Source organism: Photorhabdus heterorhabditis (assembly GCF_001280945.1).
Taxonomy (GTDB): Bacteria; Pseudomonadota; Gammaproteobacteria; order Enterobacterales; family Enterobacteriaceae; genus Photorhabdus; species Photorhabdus heterorhabditis.
Map to the genome: position 1 here is coordinate 1 of NZ_LJCS01000014.1, position 18,899 is coordinate 18,899.

16 protein-coding genes and 1 pseudogene are annotated in these 18,899 nt (G+C 32.3%); 1 reads left to right on the top strand and 16 read right to left on the bottom strand.

What is annotated here, in order from left to right:
* A pseudogene (locus tag AM629_RS23330) lies at nt 1-116 on the top strand (IS630 family transposase); the annotation flags it as partial.
* A gap of 582 nt (nt 117-698) precedes the next feature.
* Here AM629_RS23330 and AM629_RS07260 read toward each other — a convergent pair.
* The 16 genes from AM629_RS07260 to AM629_RS07340 all read right to left on the bottom strand — a co-directional run bounded on the left by AM629_RS07260 (nt 699) and on the right by AM629_RS07340 (nt 18,797).
* Entirely contained in the window at nt 699-1,505 is an 807-nt protein-coding gene (locus tag AM629_RS07260) for a glycosyltransferase (protein ID WP_054477547.1), read from the bottom strand.
* Nucleotides 1,506-2,330: 825 nt separating this feature from the next.
* Nucleotides 2,331-2,945, bottom strand: a complete 615-nt coding sequence (locus tag AM629_RS07270; protein ID WP_054477551.1) for an HAD family hydrolase — start codon at nt 2,943-2,945, stop codon at nt 2,331-2,333.
* The gene (locus AM629_RS07275; RefSeq protein ID WP_054477553.1) at nt 2,942-4,261 is read right to left on the bottom strand and encodes an O-antigen polymerase; all 1,320 of its coding nucleotides are present in this window, start codon (nt 4,259-4,261) and stop codon (nt 2,942-2,944) included. The genes AM629_RS07270 and AM629_RS07275 overlap by 4 nt, the downstream gene beginning before the upstream one ends.
* Nucleotides 4,262-4,270: 9 nt before the next feature.
* Entirely contained in the window at nt 4,271-5,194 is a 924-nt protein-coding gene (locus AM629_RS07280; protein ID WP_054477555.1) for a glycosyltransferase family 2 protein, read from the bottom strand.
* A gap of 10 nt (nt 5,195-5,204) precedes the next feature.
* Nucleotides 5,205-6,446, bottom strand: a complete 1,242-nt coding sequence (locus AM629_RS07285; protein ID WP_054477557.1) for an O-antigen translocase — start codon at nt 6,444-6,446, stop codon at nt 5,205-5,207.
* Between the two features lie 9 nt (nt 6,447-6,455).
* Nucleotides 6,456-7,577: a DegT/DnrJ/EryC1/StrS family aminotransferase gene (locus AM629_RS07290; RefSeq protein WP_054477560.1), complete on the bottom strand. Its 1,122-nt coding sequence runs from the start codon at nt 7,575-7,577 to the stop codon at nt 6,456-6,458.
* 52 nt (nt 7,578-7,629) lie between these two features.
* The gene (locus AM629_RS07295; protein WP_054477562.1) at nt 7,630-8,037 is read right to left on the bottom strand and encodes a sugar 3,4-ketoisomerase; all 408 of its coding nucleotides are present in this window, start codon (nt 8,035-8,037) and stop codon (nt 7,630-7,632) included.
* Nucleotides 8,034-8,906 (bottom strand): glucose-1-phosphate thymidylyltransferase RfbA, encoded by an 873-nt coding sequence (gene rfbA, locus AM629_RS07300; RefSeq protein ID WP_054477564.1) that lies wholly within the window; start codon nt 8,904-8,906, stop codon nt 8,034-8,036. The genes AM629_RS07295 and rfbA overlap by 4 nt, the downstream gene beginning before the upstream one ends.
* A gap of 753 nt (nt 8,907-9,659) precedes the next feature.
* On the bottom strand, nt 9,660-10,619 hold the full coding sequence (locus AM629_RS07305) for a DMT family transporter (protein ID WP_054477567.1): 960 nt from the start codon (nt 10,617-10,619) through the stop codon (nt 9,660-9,662).
* A 248-nt stretch (nt 10,620-10,867) separates the two neighbouring features.
* Entirely contained in the window at nt 10,868-12,742 is a 1,875-nt protein-coding gene (locus AM629_RS07310; RefSeq protein WP_054477569.1) for a polysaccharide biosynthesis protein, read from the bottom strand.
* 9 nt (nt 12,743-12,751) lie between these two features.
* Complete coding sequence (locus AM629_RS07315; RefSeq protein WP_235525416.1) at nt 12,752-13,363, bottom strand: sugar transferase; 612 nt, start codon at nt 13,361-13,363, stop codon at nt 12,752-12,754.
* Nucleotides 13,364-14,521, bottom strand: a complete 1,158-nt coding sequence (locus AM629_RS07320) for a DegT/DnrJ/EryC1/StrS family aminotransferase (protein ID WP_054477570.1) — start codon at nt 14,519-14,521, stop codon at nt 13,364-13,366.
* Complete coding sequence (locus AM629_RS07325) at nt 14,514-15,704, bottom strand: glycosyltransferase family 4 protein (RefSeq protein WP_235525417.1); 1,191 nt, start codon at nt 15,702-15,704, stop codon at nt 14,514-14,516. The genes AM629_RS07320 and AM629_RS07325 overlap by 8 nt, the downstream gene beginning before the upstream one ends.
* 44 nt (nt 15,705-15,748) lie before the next feature.
* Nucleotides 15,749-16,819, bottom strand: a complete 1,071-nt coding sequence (gene wecB / locus AM629_RS07330; RefSeq protein ID WP_054477574.1) for a non-hydrolyzing UDP-N-acetylglucosamine 2-epimerase — start codon at nt 16,817-16,819, stop codon at nt 15,749-15,751.
* A 5-nt stretch (nt 16,820-16,824) separates the two neighbouring features.
* Nucleotides 16,825-17,913, bottom strand: a complete 1,089-nt coding sequence (locus AM629_RS07335) for a glycosyltransferase (RefSeq protein ID WP_235525418.1) — start codon at nt 17,911-17,913, stop codon at nt 16,825-16,827.
* Nucleotides 17,914-17,924: 11 nt separating this feature from the next.
* Nucleotides 17,925-18,797: a hypothetical protein gene (locus AM629_RS07340; protein WP_235525419.1), complete on the bottom strand. Its 873-nt coding sequence runs from the start codon at nt 18,795-18,797 to the stop codon at nt 17,925-17,927.
* Between the last annotated feature and the right edge of the window lie 102 nt (nt 18,798-18,899).

Sequence of the window (18,899 nt, forward strand, 5' to 3'; positions counted from 1 at the left end):
GAAATCATAGCTGTCAATTTATGTGGCAGTTGATTAATTATGTTGATGCCTTTTTGGCATCGTTTTCATCACAGCAAAAACCAGGAAGACAAAGAATGGGTGTAGCACTATTATGAAACCTTATTTAGGTCATTACATATAATATTGATTAACTTATTCATTGTGAAATTAGATTTATTTACATAGTTAAACACTGATGACATGAATAGAATGAGGCAGCGACCGGATACTATCTGTTTAACTAAATAGGTTGCAAATATTAGCTCTATTTTTTTGCCAAACATAAAGGCAAGGAAAGTTATGACTAAAATTTTGTCTGTCTTTTTTACTGCCATGTTTTATATACTGTTCAGCTTTGAGTTTTGTTTTACTATAATCATTAAATGTATAAAATTCTATTTTTGTCTGTTTCTTTTTCTACAAAGTTATATGCTGCATGCTGTGACAAATGATGTATTGAATATTTAATTAATTGTTTTGCGACTAAACAAACGTTTTATTATGACAGAGGCGTCTTTAAACAATTATAATAAGGATTTCGGTTCAACGATATCCTCATATCCTCAGATTTTTGGAAATAATTCACTATTTATTTTATCTATAATCTTAAAATTTATATTCCATTGTTTAAGTATCTAATATAGGTGAGAACCTATAAAAATAAAATCTTTGAGCGCGATAGCTAACATATATTTTTCTTATTTCCTCATTAGTTTATATACCTTGGATAGTAGTGATGCTGGGAGTATTCTAATAGAACTTCGTAATAAAAAGGTGAAGTAAGACGAAGAAAAATTATCTATATTTTTTTCTATCTTTAATTTTGCTAGTTGGAATTCACTTTTAATATAAGGAATGCCTCGTCTTCTTTCTATCATGGAGTTCCCTCCTCTTATTTTTAGTAATCTATCTGGTATATTAGCGACCTTGTATCCATTCGATATTATACGTATCCATAAATTATAATCTTCCATAAAAAGATGATGTTGATAACTGCCTGACTTAATAATAACACTTTTCTTAAAGATGACACTCATATGGTTGAATGGATTTCGTTTTTTTATAAATTTAAGAATGTCATTATGATATAGTGCAAGTGATTTTTCATTGGTAATAACTGACATATTTTCATTGTATTCAGTTACATTTGATCCTAAGACTGAAATATCTGGGTTTTTCAGCATATAATCAATTTGTTTTTCAAATCTATTAGGCATACAAATGTCATCAGTATCCATTCTGGCTATTAACTCGTTGTGGCAATGTTCTAACCCAATATTTAAAGCTTTTCCTAACCCTATATTATTTTCTAGGGGGACAATAGTAAGAGGTAATATATTTCTCCATTTTTCTATTATATTTGATAATTCAGAATCTATTGGGCCATCAAGTACTAATATTATTTCTTGTGGTTTTCTTGTTTGTTTTAATAAACTATAGAAACATTCATTAAGATAGTTGGCCTTTTCTTTATAATATAAAGACATTAGAACAGAAAACTTCATGATTAATGATATACCTATCTAGGTTAATTGGAGATTGCTATTTATGTGCGTTTCTATATTTTTTGGATATTAGTAAATACGATAATAATCTATAAATGAAGAAATATATTACTAATGATTTAACTAAATAAAATCCAAGAGAATTATCTTTTTTTACTGTAATTACTATAAATAAAACTAAAATCAATATGGTGTAGAAAAAAACTCTAAACATATCAGAATTCAATCTAAATCTTTCAGTGAATAAATTAAATCTAGGTTTTGTGGAAAATTCTATAGTCACAGCCAATGGATAAATAAACCAAAGTAATATAGCATAGTCAATACTTATTGTAAGAAATACTAGACCAAAATAACGAAGATACACGAGAGAGCTATAAAGAATTATGCTAAATCTATTTCTTATATAATTATATAAGAAATAGATTATTTGTATAAATGCTGCTGCTAGAATCAAAGATAAGCTAAAAGGAAAATTACACCAATAGATATAAATTAAACATATCATTAATAATGAATATCTAATAGAATAAATGGCTAATTTGTTTTTTTCATAGAATAAAAATTCTGAACCATTTAATCGTAATGTTGGATTTTTTTCTTTTTTTGTTAACTCGCAATCATTTGTAATATATCCGATCTCATAGCTTGAATATATTATTATTATTCCCAGAATAAATCCTAAAAAAGATCTTATGTCATAGCTAAATAGTATAAAGTATGATAAAAAAACAGGGATTAAATAGGTGGTTACCCAAGCCAAGCGACTTGTATTTGTTTTCAATCTAGTTTTAAAAGTATAGAGGAAAGGAATAAATAAAAATATCATATGATTATTTCTACATTTAAATTGTGTTTTTGCCAAAAGGGTAAATCTTTTTTTCTGGAAACTATAGTATATTTGGATGCTTTTTTTATTAAAGCTAGATCGCTTTTATTATCTGTAATTACCCAATAGACATTTTCAAAGAGTTTATCTTTTTGTCCTAAGAGATCATTCTTTATTTTTCCTGTGCAGTATTCTCTAGAAAAAATAAGATTTGTGGCATGATGTTCTTCTATCTCTAAAGTACATGATACTTCTTTTATTATTATATCCAAACTTGCAGAACATATTATAATATCAGCTTTATTGAGCTTGTCTAAAAGGCTATGTGTCTGAGAGATCTTCTGGTGAAATAAAATATTTTTGACAAAATAGTGGGTTTCTTTGTTTAACTTACTGATAGTGAATCCTTTAAGTAGTTTTATATATAAGGATCGATATATATCTATATTTATAATTCTTCCTAGAATAATAAGGAAATATTTAGCAAGGTATGTCTTTAGTATTTTTCTCTTTATTACATGTTTATTTTCTTTTCCTAATAAATAATCTATGAAATCAAAGGTGGTATTTGAGTGATATAGGGTTCCACATACATCTAGTATTATTTTCATGCTCTTCTAGGCTTTTTAATTGCGCGAATAAATAGAGAAAATGTTAATAGGGTGGAGAAAACAACTATAGTATCTATAACAAATGCAATTCCAATCGTAGGGAATAATAAAATAGTGAGTGAACGTATATATAATGTTAAGATAATTATACTATATAAAGGATTAGAATGATTGTTTAGATTGGATTTTATTTTTATAAGTTTGCCTAATAACCATCCCAATACAATCACAAATATAATATCGAATGGCTTAGGGAAAAATTTATAAGCCAATAAATCAAAATGGTCTATTGAACCACCTGCATAAGCATCAGGAAACCAATACAACCATATCAATCTACCAATGCTTTGATTTGTATAGTCATAATTAAAAAGGTAGTTAGTAATTCCATTTCCTAATATAGGCCCTATAAATTGTAAATATAATTCTGTATTAGTGGTATTAATTCTATTGATTAGATCATATGGAAGAGATAAATAATACATGTCACCATTAGCTATAATTCTAAGGATAAATAGTTCTAATTGTATTGGCACTCCTGGTAAATATTGTGAGGTTATGTATCCACTTGCGTTTGATTGTAGAGTAAGGAAAAGCATGACAGGTAAAAATGAAAGTATGATAAGACATGTGAATTTTATATAAGTATTAGGTTTTATTTTGTAGATAGAATAAGTTTTAATAGAAATAAATAAAGCTAGAACCTGCTCGATTAAAACAATTTTTGCACCAGAAATCAAGCATGAATATAGTAAGAAGAATAATGTAAATATAGAAAGTAATGTTTTCTTCCTATTTGTGGATAGTTTAATTCCTAGTCCGATGCAAATCATGATACGAAGAGTATCTAATATTCTATAAAATACTCCCAATCCTTTATTAGCTTCAAATCTAGATAGAAAAAAAGTGGTAATAGAAATATTGTATATATATATAAATGAAATTACTAAATAAATAGTAATAGATAGTAATAGAAATTTATCTATATTATATTTTCTAAATGATGATTGTCTAAATAAATTTAAATTAATTAAATTTTTTGCTCTAAAAGATATATTTATTGAAATTATTAATATGGCGGCATAAAGAAATATGACGCTAAATATTTCAATAGATATATAATTATGCATATAAAGTATTAAAACTACAGCATATGATGTAGAAAATGTGAAGTGATAGTATAGATAGATAGGGTCTAATATATTCACAGCTAATTTTTTTATGGAAATAAATATAACTATAAATATAATGATAGTATATGTTATATATTCCAAGATATTATGGAATACAAAATTCAAGAAAGCACTAGGTTCCATAATCAATTTCTATTGATATTTTTTCATTATAAATTTGGGTAAAAAAGTCTTTATCGTGGCTCTTGTCCCTTTTTTTGTAAATAGTAAGTATGGATCTTTTTTAAAGGCTAAGAATAGATATTTAATAGAATTGAAAAATTCAAATGGAGCATAATCCATACTAATTGATAATAATATATTTGCTTTAGCTTTTTTATATATAGGTAAATTTTTGTATCTTTTTAGTATGAGGATTTTTTCTTTCATTATAGAGAGATTCTTTGATGTGTTAGTATCATGTCGTCTATAAGATGCTAATATATCAGGAAGTCTTGCTATATAGTAATTTCTTTCCTCAGTAAGTCTTAAGTACATATACCAATCTTCAATTTTTAATTTTTCATCAAAAGATATATTTTGAAGAGCTTTTTTTCTAATGAATTGAGTTGCTGCTGGCAATATAAAGTTGTAGCAGATAATATCCTCGAAATAATATTTCGCCAACGGCATTGTCTTTTTTCTATATATATGATTGCATTGGTCAATAAGTTCGATACTACCAAAAACAGCGGAACAATCATTATTTCTTTCCATGAAGTAAACCTGCTTAGATACTTTGTCTTTTTTTATTAGGTCATCAGAAGCAAGGCCAGCAAAATATTTACCTTTGGACCATATTAGGGCTTCGTTTAAGGTAGATGATAGCCCTCTGTTTTCTCTATCTATATATATAAATCGATTAAATCGAGCTTGACATTTTGATTCTAGCTCTTTAATTGCAATAGATGAGTTATCAGTAGAGCCGTCATTTATAATTATTAATTCAATGTTCTTATAGTCTTGATATATTATGCTTTTTATTGCATTTGCTACATATTCTTCATGATTGTAAACAGGGATACAATAAGTAACTAAAGGTAAAGATTCTAAATGAAAATTTAATTGATTACTCAAATTAAGTTCCTTATCCTAATTTTTTAAAGAAAATTAACATAGTTATTAAATACAGTACGTAATTTAGACAGTAAGCGTAACCCATACCAATTAATCCATAGTTGTTAACGAATGAATATGAAAGGAGAATAAACGATATCCCAAATATAATTTCTGTTATTATAAATGATTTAACCATAGCTTTAGCCAGCATTAAATAGGCTAATAGCCATGATGCTATCTTAAAGACATCACCTATAACTTGCCATAAAAATAAATCTCTCATAGGTGTGAAGTTTTGAGTAAATAATATAGTAATAATTATATCTCGGAAAAGATATATTAGTAGGGCACAAATTGTCACTATTGGGATGATGAGCCTATAACCTTGTGTTATCTCTTTTTTTAGTTCTTTATTATTAGTAATTTCAGATAATCTTGGCAAATAATAAGTACTTAAAGCAGTAGTAACTACCATAAGATACATAGTCGAAATATACCAAATACCTTGCCAATACCCTGCTTGATCCCAACCAAGTGTTGTACCTAGATAATTCCGAATAATTAAGTGAGATACAGGAACCATAATGGCAGAAGTTATAGCCATAGCTGAATAGCCCATTAATTTTTTTGCGATCGGGCGGTTAAATGGTTTAATGAAATTTTCCCATTTTATTATAGGATGTTTTCTTAGTAAGAATAGCGTTACGAGTAATATAATTGATTGATGTGTAGCTAACGCGATTAGTGCTCCATTTAATTTGAAGGCAATAATTAAGATACTAGTAAGCACCAATGCATAAATACTTTGAATTATATTTATCTTTATGTATGTTTGAATTTCTTTTAAACCATTTAATATGGATAATAGTAATCCATTTAAGACAAATAATACTATAGTAAAGCCAAAAATAATAAATACATATTGATATTTTATATCTAGTAAGATCTCTTTAGCCGCGGTTTGTGACAATAGTATTAACAGTATTCCTACTATAATCGATGTTATAAGGCTAATTTTAGCTGCGGTACTGAAAAGAGCAGGTGTTTTAGAATCGTTTGGTCCATATTCAGCAGTGTATTTTACAACACCATTATTGATTGCACCTTGCGCTGCTATCATAATGAGTTGACTAAGACTTTGAAATTGCCCGATTAATGCTAATCCAGCTGGGCCAATATAAAGTGACACGGCTTTATTAATAACTAGCCCAGCTAGCATTTTGAATGCAGTCGCTATTAGACTTAATATTGATGTCTTGAAAAGAGTCATTATTCTTACTTATTTAATATTAAAATTATTACAAGCAGTGATGACTTTTTCTGCGTCTTCTTTTGTTATAGTTGGTCCAATTGGTAAGCTTAATACTTGTTGATGAATTTTTTCAGTAATAGGGAAATTTAATGTATTCCATTCTGAATACGCTTTTTGTTTATGAGGAGGGATAGGATAATGAATCAACGTTTGGATACCATTTTCAAAAAGATGTTGTTGAAGCTTATCGCGGTGTGGACAATTAATTGCAAACAAATGCCAAACATGGTTTTCTGGATGGAGTGCATTTTGTTCAATGGTGATAGGTAATTTTATGTATGGATTATTGATATTCTCTAAATAATGCTTTGCAATGCTACGTCGATATTCTGTTTCGATATTTAGGTATTTTAATTTCACAGAGAGAAACGCAGCTTGAAGCTCATCTAATCGACTGTTAATGCCTTGATAAATATTTTTATACTTTTCATGTGAGCCGTAATTACGTAATGCTTTTATCGTGGTTGTTAATTCTTCATCGTTTGTTGTAATTGCACCTGCATCACCCAAAGCACCAAGGTTTTTTCCTGGATAAAAACTAAATCCTGATGCATTACCCCAGCTGCCGGCTTTTTTATCCGCTATTTCAGCTCCATGCGCTTGTGCACTATCTTCTAGTACTAATAGATTATATTCATTGGCAATCTTCATGATTTCAGGCATTGGTGAGATTTGACCATACAAATGCACGGGCAAAATAACTTTTGTTTTTTCTGTGATTGCAGATATAATATTATTAGGGCTTAAGTTATATGTATTTTGATCTGGCTCAATGAGAACGGGCTTTAAATTATTTTCTGTAATCGCTAATACTGATGCGATATAAGTATTAGCAGGTACAATAACTTCATCACCATCTTTGATTTTACCTAATTCTTTCCATGCTCTGAGGACTAGTATTAAAGCATCTAAGCCATTAGCGACACCGATCGAATGTTTTGTGCCACAATACTCTGCAAATTCTTTTTCAAAACATTCTAACTCTTTCCCCATTATGTACCAGCCTGAATCAACTACTCTGGAATATGCTTCTTTTAATTCTTCTTTATGTTTTAAGTTTATTGATTTTAAATCGAGAAAACTGACCATATTTTATATATTCCTTTTCATATTACTAGATAACATTATACTATGGTTTTTATTAATCGGTCATTTTTGTTTTTATCATAAATTTATCGTAGTCACGTATATAGTCGGATTCATCATAAACATCATCAGCTAATACCATTAAGATACAATCTTCTGAGAAGTCATGCATTTCATGCCATGCCATTGGGTCGATTAGGATACCGCTATGGGATGTATCTAATACAATTTCTTCTCTTTTTTTTCCGTCGTCTAATATAAAACGGCAATTACCGCTCATGCAGATTGCAATTTGCTTTAGCTTTTTATGGGCATGGAATCCCCTTGCAACACCAGATTTAGTTCCAAAAATGTAATAAACTCTCTTTATTTCAAAAGGAATGTTTTTGTTTCCTTCTAATGAAATTAGCTGTCCTCTTTCATCGCCAAGAATTTTAAAATCAATTAGTTTTATTAAGCTCATATCTTCCTCTGAATAAGAGATTGTAAATATTTTCCATATCCGTTTTTTGACATAGTGTTAGCAGCTTTGGCGATATCATTTTCATTCAGCCAACCGTTACGCCATGCAATCTCTTCTAAGCAAGCAATTTTAAACCCTTGGCGTTTTTCAATGGTTTCAACAAAGGTGGCGGCTTCTAGTAAGCTGTCATGGGTGCCTGTATCCAGCCACGCAAAACCACGACCAAGGAGTTCTACATTTAAAGAATTATTATCAAGATACATCTGGTTAATTGATGTGATTTCTAATTCACCACGATCTGATGGAGTGACTTTCTTTGCGAAATCAACGACCCGATTGTCATAGAAGTAAAGACCGGTGACAGCATAATCAGATTTGGGTTTTTTAGGTTTTTCTTCAATAGAAATTGCTTTCATCTGGTCATCGAATTCAACAATTCCAAAACGTTCAGGGTCTTTTACTTGATAACCGAAGATGGTAGCTCCAGTTTTTTGGGAAGATGCTTTTTGTAGTTTTGGTGAGAAAGCTTGCCCCCAGAAGATATTGTCTCCTAAAACTAAACAGACTGAGTCATCACCAATGAAATCTTCACCGATAATGAATGCTTGGGCCAGTCCTTCAGGTTTATCTTGAGTTGCGTAACTTATCTTTATTCCTAAGTTATTTCCGTCATTCAAAAGGCGCTTGAAGTTTATTTGATCTTCAGGAGTTGTAATAATAAGAATGTCTTTGATTCCTGCTAGCATCAGTACTGATAGTGGATAATAGATCATTGGCTTATCATATACTGGGAGGAGCTGTTTAGATACACCTATTGTTATAGGATATAATCTGGTGCCGGAGCCACCGGCTAAAATGATGCCTTTCATATTAATTTTAATTTGACCAAATAATTCATGTTTTTTCTGAATCTAAATTAATTTTACGATAATTATTAAACGAAGTTATTTAATGGTTTTTTCTTAACATATAGGGATTTTCCTGTGTATAGAAACGGAAAATTTGAACTAATGTATAAGTACCATTAAACAAAGCTACCGCACTAGGTTGTTGGCTCCCAGAACGCCTGCAAAATTCGGTAATCTTACCTATTGTACTGATTTTCCAGTACTTTTGTCTGTCGTAACAAAAAGTAATGGGGGATAAGATTTTGTAACTCGTTGGGGGGAGACTAAACTGTAAATTCTGTCTGGTCAAGCTTAACAAGCCACTTGTTTAACTAATTGGTAGAATACGGTTAGCTGAGATCTGTATTATCGCCTATGAAGTGGTAGTTAGATTCGTTAATAACGTCTATGATGCCTTATTTTTCAAAGAGTTTTATTCTATTCCATTAGTTTCGTAGGGAGTATTTCAGTTTTACATTCGTTTTTTTAGATTGGTAACTTTCTTCTTGATATCCATCCGATAATAAGGAATTGATATTGTTAAAAAAATGATATTTCTAATTCTGTAATCCGTGATCTTTGGAGGTGTCGGTGAATCTATCCGTGATTGTTATCTAAATGTTAGAGAATGGGGGAGGGATTGATGTAGGTTATGTTATTGATAGCCAGTAAAGTTTAGTGGTTTTTTAATCGTAGGATTAAAATGAACTTAAGCTGCTTCGAATAGAATCGCATTCATTTAAGTGTCAAAATTAATTTTTTGATATTACGTGGATTTACAGCAGTTAGGAATGAACCGATTGAGACTCCTACACACAGGAGTAATAGCTTTATAGAGATGGGTTCATCTACCAGTAGACATGCAAAAATTACTGCCCAGATAGCGTAAGTAATATTTAAACTCATCGCGCGGATGGGCTGGAGCATGCTGATTGCTTTGTAGTAGAAGAGGTACGATAGGGTGGCTACCAGGGAAGTGAAAAATAATAAGGAGTATAGTTCTATGTTTGAGAAGATATGTACAACACCAGGAAAAGAGTGAATTAATAATATGATGATAATTAAATAGCCCACAGAGGATGATAATTGCCTGATAAAATAAGCAATGTCAGCAGGGATGTCTTTATTCATTCCATAAGAGCTAATAACAATTTCGGAACTCCAGCCTAGTGCACATATAAAAGCGAAAAGAAAGCCTATCCAACCAGATGTTGTCTGTGTTGATGCTGAGTAACCGAGTATCATGGTGCATACAACAGCTAATATTAATCCCAATATTCCGATAAGGTGAATGCGATCTTTAAGTAGGAAAAAAGAAGTTAATGCGCCAATAGCAGGGTAGGTTGCTGAAATAGTTGCTGTGTAGCTAATGCCAATGTATTGAATGGCTAAAATATAACAAGACATGCCTATTGGGCCACCAAATATAGCCGCCAGTATAATTATTCCATTTTTCTTGTTCTTGGGAATAAGGCGTATTGCTTGGTATTTTCCTTTGACGATAAGATATATAAACATATATCCACATGAGATTGTGTCATTCAGAAAGGCAAGTACAATGGGAATGAGCAGATAGGAGGAAAGAACGGTATCTTCTAATAATAAGGCTAAAAGTACACCGCTTAGCCCCCAGAAGACACCAGAGGACAGTCCATAGGCATTGGCTGTTATTTTACGATCGATGAATATAGCCATTTGGGTACTGTTCCGTTAATTTTTTGGTTTGTGTTAGGCGATTAAATCCAATAATTTATATATACCCGTCATCTTTCAAGCTGCTGCTTTGTTGGCTACGTTCACTTACCCCAGTCACATAGTTATCTATGCTCCTGGGGATGCGTTCTCTTGCCGCCGCACTGCAACTTGAAATCTATTGGGTATATGTTTCACCATTTTTTATGAAAACAACCACTTATTCCTTTGAAATCCATAGGGTATAGATACTATTTTAAAAGGTCGTAAATATAGTCTTTAGGGTGAAAATCAATAGGTGCATTAATAAGAATTTTCCTGATATTCTCAAAATCATAATTTTCACAAGATATTCTTAGATCATTTAATAGTGGGTTTAATTTGTCCCAAGTCAGAAAAACTTCATTGGCTGTCATGATTCTCGGGTGATTAGTGCCAGAAACATTATCACCAATTAATAGTTCTTCATAAAGCTTTTCACCGGGCCTTAATCCGGTAATTTTAATTTCGATATCACCATGAGGGTTGGTTTCATCTTTAACTGTCAGTCCGGAAAGGTTGATCATTTTCCGGGCAAGATCATAAATTTTTACTGATTCCCCCATATCCAGAACAAAAACATCACCATTATTGCCCAGTGCACCTGCCTGGATAACTAACTGGGCGGCTTCTGGGATCGTCATGAAGTAACGGGTAATATCTTTGTGAGTGAGGGTTATTGGTCCGCCACTTTTTATTTGTTTTTCAAACAGGGGAACAACGGAACCAGATGAACCAAGAACGTTGCCAAAACGAACCATTGAGAATTTTGTGTGACTGTTTTCTTTGGCAAAAGCTTGTAGTATCAGTTCGGCAAATCTTTTTGTTGCCCCCATGGTGTTGGTAGGGCGGACGGCTTTATCTGTAGAGATTAATACGAATTTATCAACTTTTTGGTTCACCGCTGCTTTGGCAAGTGAAAGTGTACCAAAGATATTATTGTTCACCCCCTCTATGGTATTCATTTCTACAAGGGGGACGTGTTTATATGCCGCAGCATGGTATATTGTATGAATGTTAAATTTATTTATTATTTTATTTATCTTATCCGAATCTTTTATATCACCTAAAATTGGAATAATAGTGATATTTAAATCGCTTTCTGAGTTTATCTTTTGTAATTCTTTTTCTATTGAATAAAGGCAGTATTCGGTTAATTCAAATAATATCAGCTGAGTGGGAGACTGAGTGATGATTTGTCTACATAACTCTGATCCGATTGATCCACCGGCGCCTGTAACAAGAATATTTTTGTTTTTAATATTTTTACTGAGCAAGTTTTGTAATGGGGCCACTTGCTCTCTGCCGAGTAGATCGTTAATAGAAACGCGTTTGAGTGAGTTTATCTGGGCTTTTCCTTCAACCAGGTCATTGAAACTTGGAATGGTGAGTATTTCACAATGCTCTTTTTGTAGTTTATCAAGTATTTTCTTTCTATTGGATATTGATGCACTAGGTATTGCTAATAATATTTTCTTTATATTATATCTTTCTACTAAGAGTGTTATTTTCTCTGGAGAGAAGACATAAATTCCATGAATAGATAAATTGTGTAGTTTAGGGTTGTCATCAATAAAAGCAATCGGGTTGAATTCTCTATGCTCTCTTAATATGGGTAAAAGTTGCCGACCAGATTCTCCTGCCCCGTATATGATAACAGGAACGCCTTTATATTTTAATAGATTACGCAGTGTTCTATATAAAAATCGGGTACCGCAGAGTGACATTACCAGAAAAGAGAAGTAAATAATCGGTACGGTTCTGGGTAAAAATGCTTGTTGATATAAGGAGAATGCTGTTAATAATAGCGCAGATGAAAATGAGCCAACGATAGCCCATTTTAATATACTCATATTAACGTATTTTATGATAGATCTATAGAAACCAATTCTTAAGAAAATAAATAGTGTGCAAGGTATTGTAAATATAATAACTAGCCAATGTTGTAAACTATAGATTGGCACTTCTCTATCAAGCCGTAGCCACATACTTAACCAATATGAACTACTGATCATAAGTATATCTACGGCCAGCAGAGTGATGGTCTTTATTAATCTGTCTTGACTAAATATTATTTTTTTGTTCATGATTTTCAATTATCTAAAAACGACTTTATAAATTGTTTTAAAAATAATTTTCAGGTCATAGAAAAGTGACCTGTTATTAATATAGTTTAAGTAGTATTTGGCTTTTATAGGCATAATAATATCAATATAGGCTTGATGAGGATCTTTATATTGACTTAATATCTGATTTTCATCGATCATTTCTATAGAAGCCAAATCTGTTATTCCGGGTTTTACCGATAATATTTTGTGTCTGATATCATCTGGATATTTTTCCATAAACTGTGGGACTTCTGGCCTTGGGCCGACTAAACTCATTTTTCCCTGTATAACATCAATGAGTTGTGCTAATTCATCCAGTTTATATTTGCGTATAAATCTCCCAGAGTTGGTAACACGCAGATCATGACCGATAGTGAGTTGTCCTTTTTGCTCTGACCCGATAGTCATGCTCCTAAATTTGTGAATATAGAAATTTTGGTTATATTGGCCTACCCGTTTTTGTCGGAAGAAAATAGGTCCTTTTGAGTCTATTTTTATCCAAATAGCTATCACAATTAAAATTGGAGAAAGGATAATTAATCCAATTGAAGATGAGGTTAAATCAAAAATTCTTTTTATAATTGAATGCGTTATTTTCATTTATTTAAGAATCTCTTTAATTGTGTTAATAACGTAAATTTGATCTCCTTTTGTCATTTTTGTATATAAGGGAATCGATACAATCTTTTTAAAGTTTTCTTCTGCTATAGGAAAATCATTTTTGTCCAGAGAATAGGTATCTTTCCATATTGGCTGTTTATGTAATGGAATAAAATGGACAGAACAGCCTATATTTTTCTCTGCCATTTTTATGATGAAGTTATCTCTGGATATTTTGACTTCATCATTTAGTCTAATGGTGTATAGGTGCCAGGCATGTTGACTATTCGGTTCTTTAGGTTTGGTAGGTAAGGTAATAGGTAGATCTTTTAATTCATGATCGTAAAATCTGGCCATTGCTTCTCTTTTCTTTTGAAAAGCATCTATTTTCTGTAATTGATGAATACCGATGGCTGCACAGATATCTGGCATATTATATTTATAACCCGGTTCAATCACCTCATAATACCAAGCCGGCGTTTTAGATTGGTATCGATCAAAAGCATCTTTACTGATACCGTGAAGACGCATGATTTTTGTTCTTTTTATAATGTTTGGATTTCTGGAGACTAATATGCCTCCTTCCGCTGTTGTCATGGTTTTATTGGCGTAGAAGCTGAATACCGTCACATCTGTGTCGAGTGTGCCAATTTTCTTTCCCTTATATAAAGTCGGGAATGAATGGGCGGCATCTTCAATGATTCTTAGGTTAAATTCTTTTGCAATGGCAATGATTTCATCCATATCACAGGATAAACCGGCAAAATGTACAGGCATGATAGCTTTGGTTTTAGCGGTGATTGCTTTTTTTATTGCTACTGGATCAATATTCAGGCTGTCAGGTAAAGAATCAACGAAAATAGGATGAGCACCCAGATAACGGACGACTTCTGCTGTTGCCGTAAAGGTGTAAGTCGGTACGATAACTTCATCACCAGGCTGAATACCAATGGCTTCCAACGCTAAATGTAATCCAGCCGTTGCTGAATTTACTGCAATGGCTTCAACATCAGAATCTAAATATTGTGCAAAATCTTGTTCAAATTTTTTGGCTTTAGGTCCGGTCGTTATCCAGCCTGTTTTAAGTGAGTCAATGACTTCGTCAATTTCAGGTTGTCCAATTTCAGGTAATGCAAAAGGAAGGAATTTATTATTCATGATTTGTTATTGCCTTTATGAAATTGTCTGCTAATACGGAATAAGCGTGATTTTCTAAAGCGTAAATTTTACCTCTTTGCCCCATTTGGTTTAATTCGTTAGTTGATAACTTACTGAGATTTATTAAGTTCTGTGCAATATCTTCTGGTTTGCCTGATTTAATTGTAATACCGCAATTTGCTTCAGAAACAGGATCATTGCCTGCATCAATCGCACATAAAATAGGTTTACCCGCCATCATATAATCAATCAGTTTATTGGGGCTGATGCCAAATCTGAATAATGATTGCTTTTGTAATCCGATATAGGCAATGTCAATTTTATTTAATAATGTGGGTATTTGCGTTTTAGGAATCGGATCAAAGAATATAACGTTATTTATTCCCAGTGATTCAGATTCTTCAATTAAATTATCCTTTTCAAGGCCAGTGCCGACCAATAAGAACGTAATGGGTTTATCATGAAGCAATGAGGCTGTTTGGAGTAGTTTTTCTAGCGCATTTGGCCGTCCATGAGCACCGCTATAACATACAATTTTATGCCCTTTATTTTTTTCAGCTGTGATTAACGTTTCAAGTAAGCTGTTTAATGGCGTGAGTTGATTCATCCAATCATCGATAACCACACCATTAGGAATAATATGTAATTTATTAAGGTCTAACCCATGAGCCTGCATATGCTCTTTTACGTTTGGGAGCATAGAAATTACAATATCGGCATGTTTGTAAGCCGCGTTTTCAGCGAGTTGACATAGTTGGATAAATGGATGTTTAGGTGACATTCCACCTAATTCTATAGGTGAAAGGGGCCATAAATCATGCAGTTCAAAAACTAATTTAGCGCGAGCTTTTTGAGCAATACGTTTTGCCACCCATATATCCATAGGGTATGTGCTTGATGCAATGACCACGTCAGGCCGATATTTTTTGACCAGGTTATTACTGTCGAGCCAAATTTGTCGTAAAAAAGAGAAGATATTTTTGACTCTGACCAATCCATTTCCGTTGTAATCTGGAGTTGGATACCAGATAAATTCTAACCCATTAATATTTTCGGTGGTTTTTTTATTATTGATCAGTTTGGCTTGTTTTGTCCGGACATGAGAATAAGAGGCTGCGAGTATGGTAATTTTGTGTCCCGATTTAATCCATTCCTGGCCTAAATGGTATGGGCGAAATTCCATACCCAGATCCGGTGAACCCGCATAATGGTTTATATAGACTATATTCATAGTAATTTTTCTAATTCGTCAGCAATTCTTGTCGCAGCGATACCGCCGCCGTACATGGATTGAACTGCGCCTATATTAATATTTATCATGTCGTGAACTGATTGGGTTATTTTTTTATTTTCAGCTTCTGAAAGTTTGTTCACGCCGGCTTCAATTAATTCTACCCATTCAGTTTGATCCCTGACGGTTACACATGGTTTTCTGAAGAAGAAAGCCTCTTTTTGTAGTCCTCCGCTGTCTGTAATAATCAGGGCGGTGTTTTTGAGTAGCCAGAGCATTTCTAAATATCCCACTGGCTCAATTAAATGAACATTTAAATGCAAGTTGTATTGCTCTAACATTTTTTTAGTTCTTGGGTGAATTGGCATTAAAACAGTAGCAATCCTTTTATGTATATCATTCAATGCATTAACTATTTCAGTTAAACGCTGTGGATTGTCGGTGTTTTCAGCACGATGGAGGGTCGTTAAGATAAAATGTTGGATAGAATCCAGCCCATCAGGTTTTTTTGCCATTTGGCTAAAATATAAAGCGGCATCTTCCATCACATCACCGACTTTCTTTATAGTCACTGGTTTCGAGCTAAAGCCTTCTATTTGTAGATTATTGACAGCGGTGTCTGTTGGACAGAAAAGAATTGAACTCACATTATCTGTTAATATCCTATTTATCTCTTCTGGCATTTTCATGTTAAAACTACGCAAACCGGCTTCAACATGGATAACTGGAATATGTAATTTAGATGCGGCTAATGCACCCGATAAAGTCGAGTTAGTATCACCATATACCATGACTGCATCGGGCTTTTCTGTGATAAGTACCTTTTCAACCTCGATTAGCATTTTACCGGTCATTTCACCATGAGAGCCGCCGTGAATATTGAGCGTATAATCAGGTTTGGGAATGGCTAATTCATTAAAAAATATATCAGACATATTAGTATCAAAATGTTGGCCTGTATGAATGATAATTTCTTTAAATTTATTATGATTTTTTAAAGCGCGGGATACGGGACTTGCTTTAATAAATTGTGGTCTGGCGCCTAATACGGTAATGATTTTTTTCATATCGATTAACGTCCAATTTGTTGATAAAATTTGTTAAGTTTATTTTGTTCAATATCCCAATTGTATTTTTCATTTACTGCCAGAAGCCCATTGTTACCCATTTCTTCCGCTATATCAGCGTTATTTGATAAGTAATCTATCGCATCCGCTATTTCCTTCGGGTTTAATGGGTCGATGCAAATGCCACAATGGTTTTTTACAACAATATCTTTCCATAATGTGAAATTTGAAGCGATAACTGGGATGCCGGCACTCATATATTCGAATATTTTATTGGGTTGGGCATCGATATGATTGGGAAGTGGGTGATATAGCACAATACCCGCAATAGATTTAGATAAAAGTTCTTTGGTTTCTCCTCGATTTAAAAATCCCAGTTCATCTATTTTGTGCCAATTTTTCATGCTTTTTATTTTATTCTCTAAACCTTTGTCAGAAAAATTTCCCGCTAATTTCATTGTTGTATTCGTCGTGAGGTGAGAGATGGAGTCGACCATTTCTGCTATACCTCTAATGTCGGAAATGCCTCCGACATAGCAGACTTGTTTTTCTTTTTCATGCCAGTTAGCGTTCTTATTATGTAATTCACCTAATATGGGGTAATTATTAATGTCTATGGTGTTTTTATTAAGTTTTAAGAATTTATTTCTTATTGATGGGGTAGCCGTAATAATTCCATCAAATTTCTCAGCAGAATATTTTTCGTAGAAGGTAAATAATTTAGAGATAATAATTTTGTTAAATTTATTTAAATAAGGTTTACTAAAAATTTGTTTAGGGACATCTTCATGAGCATCAAAAATGACTCGTTTACCTTTCTTTTTGAGTTTTAATCCGATAGGGATGAGTTCTGGATCATGGAAATGATATAAATCAGCGTCTAATTCTAATGCTTTTTTATAAACTTTATCGGTTGTTTTAAATATTCTATTTAATCGACCTGTTAATATACCGACATCAATGATAGTAATGTTATTCTTTACTTCATTACCTTTACCATCTGCAACAATAAGGGAGACTTCATGTTCTTTTTGTAAGGCAGAACATTCTTTTAGGAAAATACGAATGTCGAAGCGCGAATGTACTGAGGTCATATGTGTGATTTTCATAAGGGTATTTTTTTAGTTTTTGTAGGGAATAAAAATAATAGTATGCTTAATGCTAGCAGCCCATATGTTAGTAACAGTGCTGTAATCGCTGAATTTGATATCGTATATACGAAGGGCAAATATAATGTGGTTGAAAACTCAAATGGAACTTTTTTTGAACTCAGGTTCATGGCGAAGATTAATAGATTAAATATAAAAAAGTTTATTAATAAACCAAATGTACCATATCGGGCGATACCGTCTCCGATAAAGCCGGTATTAGCCGATCCTGATGTGCCATAATATATTTGAGAAATTATTTGAGGAGCTTCTCTCGTAAATTCACTATTGTTGTTGTAGATATAATCATAAAAGTAATAGGTATTTAATGTTGGTGTGAAGAATACTCTACGGAGCCAATGTATAAGTGGATCGTAAAAATCGAAAATAAAATATAATATTCCTGCGGTAAGGAATAAATAGAGAATAATATTTATCACTGAGTTACTTATCGATCTTGTTCCTTTTATATAGAAGAATAGGATAATAACGGCGAGGTTCATGAATGCTATGCTTTTTAATCCAGAAGAGCTATAGATTAAATAGGAAATAGCAAAACTTATTGCAATGAGGATGTATTTAATAGAGCCTCTTATATAGAGTGAAGCGAGTAATAACAATGGTGAGACAACATATCCCCCATTTGTAATGATGTACATGGTGAGTAGTGGTGTATTTGCTTTAAAGTGTTCTCTTACAGCATAAACGCTAAATATATTTGGCGGTATTATACTGAATCCGGGATTACTAATAACGAATAACAGCACAATAATACCACATCCTATTATAATTATTTTATATAAATCCCATGGAATTTTCAGTTTCGGCATCGTTACTCTATCTATTATCCGAAAAAATAATATAGATAAGAAGAATAATATGTTTATTGTGAGTATAAAAATTGTTGAGTTGAGGGATGCTGAATTAATTAA

Coding starts and splice junctions, on each gene's coding strand:
- AM629_RS07340 (WP_235525419.1), bottom strand. CDS start 18,797: ATGCCGAAACTGAAAATTCCATGGGATTTATATAAAATAATTATAATA.
- AM629_RS07305 (WP_054477567.1), bottom strand. CDS start 10,619: ATGGCTATATTCATCGATCGTAAAATAACAGCCAATGCCTATGGACTG.
- wecB (WP_054477574.1), bottom strand. CDS start 16,819: ATGAAAAAAATCATTACCGTATTAGGCGCCAGACCACAATTTATTAAA.
- AM629_RS07335 (WP_235525418.1), bottom strand. CDS start 17,913: ATGACCTCAGTACATTCGCGCTTCGACATTCGTATTTTCCTAAAAGAA.
- AM629_RS07310 (WP_054477569.1), bottom strand. CDS start 12,742: ATGAACAAAAAAATAATATTTAGTCAAGACAGATTAATAAAGACCATC.
- AM629_RS07320 (WP_054477570.1), bottom strand. CDS start 14,521: ATGAATAATAAATTCCTTCCTTTTGCATTACCTGAAATTGGACAACCT.
- AM629_RS07325 (WP_235525417.1), bottom strand. CDS start 15,704: ATGGAATTTCGCCCATACCATTTAGGCCAGGAATGGATTAAATCGGGA.
- AM629_RS07270 (WP_054477551.1), bottom strand. CDS start 2,945: ATGAAAATAATACTAGATGTATGTGGAACCCTATATCACTCAAATACC.
- AM629_RS07295 (WP_054477562.1), bottom strand. CDS start 8,037: ATGAGCTTAATAAAACTAATTGATTTTAAAATTCTTGGCGATGAAAGA.
- AM629_RS07315 (WP_235525416.1), bottom strand. CDS start 13,363: ATGAAAATAACGCATTCAATTATAAAAAGAATTTTTGATTTAACCTCA.
- rfbA (WP_054477564.1), bottom strand. CDS start 8,906: ATGAAAGGCATCATTTTAGCCGGTGGCTCCGGCACCAGATTATATCCT.
- AM629_RS07260 (WP_054477547.1), bottom strand. CDS start 1,505: ATGAAGTTTTCTGTTCTAATGTCTTTATATTATAAAGAAAAGGCCAAC.
- AM629_RS07290 (WP_054477560.1), bottom strand. CDS start 7,577: ATGGTCAGTTTTCTCGATTTAAAATCAATAAACTTAAAACATAAAGAA.
- AM629_RS07285 (WP_054477557.1), bottom strand. CDS start 6,446: ATGACTCTTTTCAAGACATCAATATTAAGTCTAATAGCGACTGCATTC.
- AM629_RS07275 (WP_054477553.1), bottom strand. CDS start 4,261: ATGGAACCTAGTGCTTTCTTGAATTTTGTATTCCATAATATCTTGGAA.